The 4,698-nt window shown below is 32.1% G+C and carries 4 protein-coding genes and 1 pseudogene; all 5 read right to left on the bottom strand.

Going from position 1 to position 4,698, the window contains the following annotated elements:
* A pseudogene (locus FPG59_RS16900) lies at positions 1-221 on the bottom strand (two-component sensor histidine kinase); the annotation flags it as partial.
* Positions 222-280: 59 nt separating this feature from the next.
* Complete coding sequence (gene coaE, locus FPG59_RS13995) at positions 281-877, bottom strand: dephospho-CoA kinase (protein WP_086455200.1); 597 nt, start codon at positions 875-877, stop codon at positions 281-283.
* 1 nt (position 878) lies between these two features.
* Positions 879-1,880 (bottom strand): glycosyltransferase family 2 protein, encoded by a 1,002-nt coding sequence (locus FPG59_RS13990; protein ID WP_086455199.1) that lies wholly within the window; start codon positions 1,878-1,880, stop codon positions 879-881.
* A 123-nt stretch (positions 1,881-2,003) separates the two neighbouring features.
* Positions 2,004-3,194: an enoyl-ACP reductase FabV gene (gene fabV, locus FPG59_RS13985; protein WP_086455198.1), complete on the bottom strand. Its 1,191-nt coding sequence runs from the start codon at positions 3,192-3,194 to the stop codon at positions 2,004-2,006.
* Positions 3,195-3,274: 80 nt separating this feature from the next.
* Positions 3,275-4,698: DNA repair protein RecN (locus tag FPG59_RS13980; RefSeq protein WP_086455197.1), on the bottom strand; the 1,424-nt coding region annotated here is incomplete at its 5' end.

The raw sequence follows: 4,698 nt of genomic DNA, 5'->3' as shown, positions 1-4,698 counted from the left end.
CCCGTACTATCTTTATAATGATTTATTTTATCATAAAAATTGTACGCCTCTTGCTTTTGAATTTTTTCAGCAACATTTCCTAATACTTGTTTAACGTGAAATTTAAATTGTTCATCGTTATTTTCAAACGAATTGTTAAACCAATATACTTGCACTAAAATTATCCCAATTAGGGACAAACTCATCAGTAAGACTAGCAATCTAAAAAAAAGTTTATTCATCAATACAAATTTAGTATTTTAACAATATATTAAACGATAGATTAACCAAACATTAACACCTAGGCTTCTTTTTGTTTAATCTTTAAAATTTTAAGAATTTTATCAACTTCCTGCTTTGATGATTCTAAACTAATATTTTCAATCACAAAATCACTTTTTTCTACACGCTGTGCATCAGTCCATTGCGCATTTATTCGTTTCAAAACAAGCTCTCTCGTTGTAGCATCACGCTCAAGAACCCTATTAATCCTAGTTTCTAAAGGCGCTACTACCGATATTATAACGTCACAATCTTTGTATTTATCGCTTTCAAACAAAATAGCAGCCTCATAAATCACATATTGGGCTTTATCATTTTGCTTTAACCATAACTCAAAATCTTGTTTTATGGCAGGATGAACAATTTTGTTCAATACTTGCAACTTTTCTGGATCGCTAAATACAATTTTGGCAAGTTCAGCTCTATCAAGTATTCCACCTTTAAAGACTAAAGCACCAAAAACCTCTTTGATACTATTTAAAACCTTTTCATCTTGCATTACTTTTTTTCCAGCATCATCTGCAATATAAATAGGAATTCCTGCTGCCTTAAAAAAACCAGCTATTGTTGTTTTTCCGCTGCCTATTCCTCCTGTTAACCCAATAATTTTTGTCATATTACACTTTGAAAAACATTTCAGGAAATGCTGTTTGAGGATCTTTTTTCAAAACAATAATCTGAATATACGATTTTAAAAAACCTGTTCCGTACCCATAAAACTGTTTCCAGACAGCTATCAGGGACAAATACCCAATTTTTACACTTTTATTTTGAATTGATGCTACAATAAATAGTATAGCAAAATATACGAAATAGAGCTGCAAAAGGATATCAAAATTAAAGAATAAGACCGCTAAAAAAGCAACAAGTATTCCTAAAATAAAAACCGTAGGAAAGAAAAAAGTAAGTTTATTGTGTTTAGGATACCAACTGTTTAAAATAGGTCTTGCTTTTCCAAATTTATGTACTTGAACTGAAAATTTTTCCCAATCAATGCGTCTCTTATGATATACAAATGCTTTTGGAAAAAGTTTTGTTTCAAAACCTAAATTCCACAAACGAATGGACAAATCCGGATCTTCGCCAGGATGAATGTTTCCAAAACCCTTAGATGCCATAAAAGCTTTTCTAGACAATCCCATATTAAAACTTCGGGGTTGAAATTTATCTATTTTTTCTGAGCCTCCTCTTATTCCTCCCGTGGTAAGAAATGAAGTCATAGCAAAATTAATTGCTTTTTGAATATCCGTAAAACTATCTAATGCGCTATCAGGACCACCAAAACAGTCCACATAATTTTTTTGCAAAGCTAATTCGACTTCGGATAAATAATTTTCTGGAATTATACAATCTGAATCAAAAATAATAAAATAATCTCCTCTGGCTTTACTCATACCATAATTTCTAGAATCACCAGGTCCCGAGTTTTCTTTGTAATAATAAGCTATATCTAACCTATTACCATATTTACTAGCAACATCTTGACACCGAATAGTAGACCCATCTTCTATTAACACAATTTCAAAAATTTCTTTGTATGTAGTACGTGATAAACTTTCTAAAAGTTCATCAACCTCGTCTGGCCTATTGTATACGGGAATAATTAAGGAAAACATCATTTTATTTACAGTGGTATTTGTGGTACTGAATGTGATTTAAAAATTTTAACAAAGATAATCTTTATCCATAAAAAAACCATCAACTATTAATTGATGGTTTTAAATAATATTTGAGAAAACTTATTACATTATACTTTCAATAGCTACAACTTCATTAGCTTCTGCTGCATAATCAACTCCAGCTACATCAAATCCAAATAAGTTATAAAAATCTTTTCTATACCCTTCTAAATCTGATATTTCCTGTAAATTTTCAGTAACTGCTTCGTTCCATAAAAAAGCAACTTTCTCTTGAACGTCAGATCTCATTTCAAGATCGTCAATTCTAATTCTTCCTTTTTCGTCAACTGGAATTTCACCTCCAGTATACAAACGCTCTTGGTACAAACGCTGAATTTGCTCTATACATCCTTCATGAATTCCTTCCTCTTTCATTATTTTGTACAACAACGAGATATACAAAGGAATAACCGGAATTGCAGAACTAGCCTGTGTCACCAATGCTTTATTAACTGATACAAATGCTTTTCCATCGATGCTTTTAAGTGCATCTGTAATAGCAAATGCGGTTGCTTCAAGATGATCTTTTGCACGACCAATTGTTCCTTTTCTGTATACAGCCTCTGTTAATGATGGCCCAATATAAGAATAAGCAACAGTAGCAACTCCTGGTGCCAATAGATTTTCAGCTTTTAAAGCATCTATCCACATAGCCCAATCTTCTCCACCCATAACTGCTACAGTATTTTCAATATCGTCACCATTGCAAGGGGCTATTGAAATTTCAGAAACTTTACCTGAGTGGAAATCAACAGTTTTGTTTGTAAATACATCACCGATAGGCTTTAACACTGATCTGTGTAAAACACCTGTAACAGGATGCATACGCACTGGCGAAGCTAAACTATAAATTATAAGATCAATTTGACCTAAATCAGCTTTGATAAGATCAATAGTTTGTTGTTTTATTTCGTTCGAAAAAGCATCACCGTTGATACTTTTAGCATATAAACCAGCTTTATGTGCTTCATTTTCAAAGGCTGCTGAATTATACCAACCCGGTGAGGCTGTTTTTCCTTCACTAGGCGCTTTCTCAAAGAAAACACCAATAGTTGCAGCTTCAGAACCAAAAGCACTTGTAATACGAGAAGCCAAACCAAATCCTGTTGACGCACCTATCACTAAAACTTTTTTAGCTCCGTTAATAGTTCCTTTAGCTTTAACAAACTCTATTTGATTTTTTACATTTTGCTCACATCCTACCGGGTGCGCCGTCGTGCAAATAAATCCTCTCATTCTTGGTTCTATGATCATATTTTTGGGTATTATTTTTATAAATAAATGTTTTTAGTTTTAAGATTGTGATGAAAAACGAACAAATATAATAGAAAAAATTAGTTCAACAAGGCTTTTGCATGATTAAGAGCTGAGTCTGTAACGGCTGTTCCTGATAACATTTGTGCTATCTCAACTACTCTTTCATCAGTGCTTAATAACTTTAATTCTGATTGTGTATCATCGTCAATTGTAGATTTAAACACTTTAAAATGCGCATCTCCCTTAGCCGCAATTTGAGGCAAATGGGTAATTGCGAAAATTTGCATTGATTGACTCATTTTTTTCATGATTTCTCCCATTCTAATAGCTATTTCTCCTGAAACTCCGGTATCAATTTCATCAAAAATTAAAGTTGGCATTTTTGAATATTGTGCTAAAATAGCCTTAACAGCCAGCATGATACGAGACATTTCTCCTCCCGATGCTACTTTTTTCAATATCCCGAAATCAGTTCCTTTATTTGCAGAAAACAAGAATTGAAGCTCGTCTTTACCATTTGCAAAAAATGATTCTGAAGCTGATAAAACAATATTAAAACGCACATTAGGCATTCCTAACGTACTTAAAATTTGAATTAATTGTTCTGATAAAACAGGTATAGCAGCGGATCTATTATTGCTAATGTCTAATGCTAATTTGTTAAGATCGTTCTTTTTCTGCTCTATGGAAACCGTTAAATTTTCAATTTCATCTTCCATATTACCAAGTTCCATGACAGCATTTTCAAGTTGAGATTGAATTACTAATAACTCTTCAACAGTAGCAACTTGGTGCTTTTTTTGAAGACTAAAAATTAGTTGTAATTTTTGACTTATTAGATTAAGTTGTTCAGGATCATTGATTAATCTATCCGAAAGACGAACCATCTCCTCTGTAATATCATCAAACTCTATTGAAATACTTGTAATTCGGTCAAGCAAAGATTGGTATTCAGTTGAAAATGAGGCGATTTTTTGAACCGAATTTTTAATTTCGTTAAGATTGTATAATACTCCTATTTGTTCTTCATTGGCTATAGCCAAAGATTTACTAATAGATTCTTTAATAATCTCTACATTATTTAGCTTCTCAAAATCAGATTCTAAAATTTCTTGTTCACCAGATTTTAATTTAGCCTCAACAAGTTCATTTAGCAAAAAGGTATTGTATTCTTGCTCTTTCTTAGCTTCGCTTTGTTTTTTTAATAATGCATTTAATTTTGATGTATCCGATTTGTACCCTTTTAAAAACAATTGATATTTAGTAATAATCTCCTTATTACCTGCTATTGCATCTATAATATCAAATTGAACATTTTCATCTGAAAGTTCTTGAGTTTGCTGTTGTGAATGTATATCGAGTAAAAAGACACTCAAATCTTGCAACTCCTGAAGATTTACAGGACTGTCATTTATAAAAGCTCTAGATTTCCCCGAAGGAAGTATTTCTCGTCTGATAATGGTATCGTTTTCAAAATCCAAGTCATTCGATTCAAAAAAGG

Origin of the sequence: Flavobacterium sp. FPG59 (genome assembly GCF_002150205.1) — a bacterium.
In the GTDB taxonomy this organism is placed as follows: Bacteria; Bacteroidota; Bacteroidia; order Flavobacteriales; family Flavobacteriaceae; genus Flavobacterium.
The sequence above is the reverse complement of the archived record's forward strand: the minus strand, read 5'-3'. Positions and strand labels throughout refer to the sequence as shown.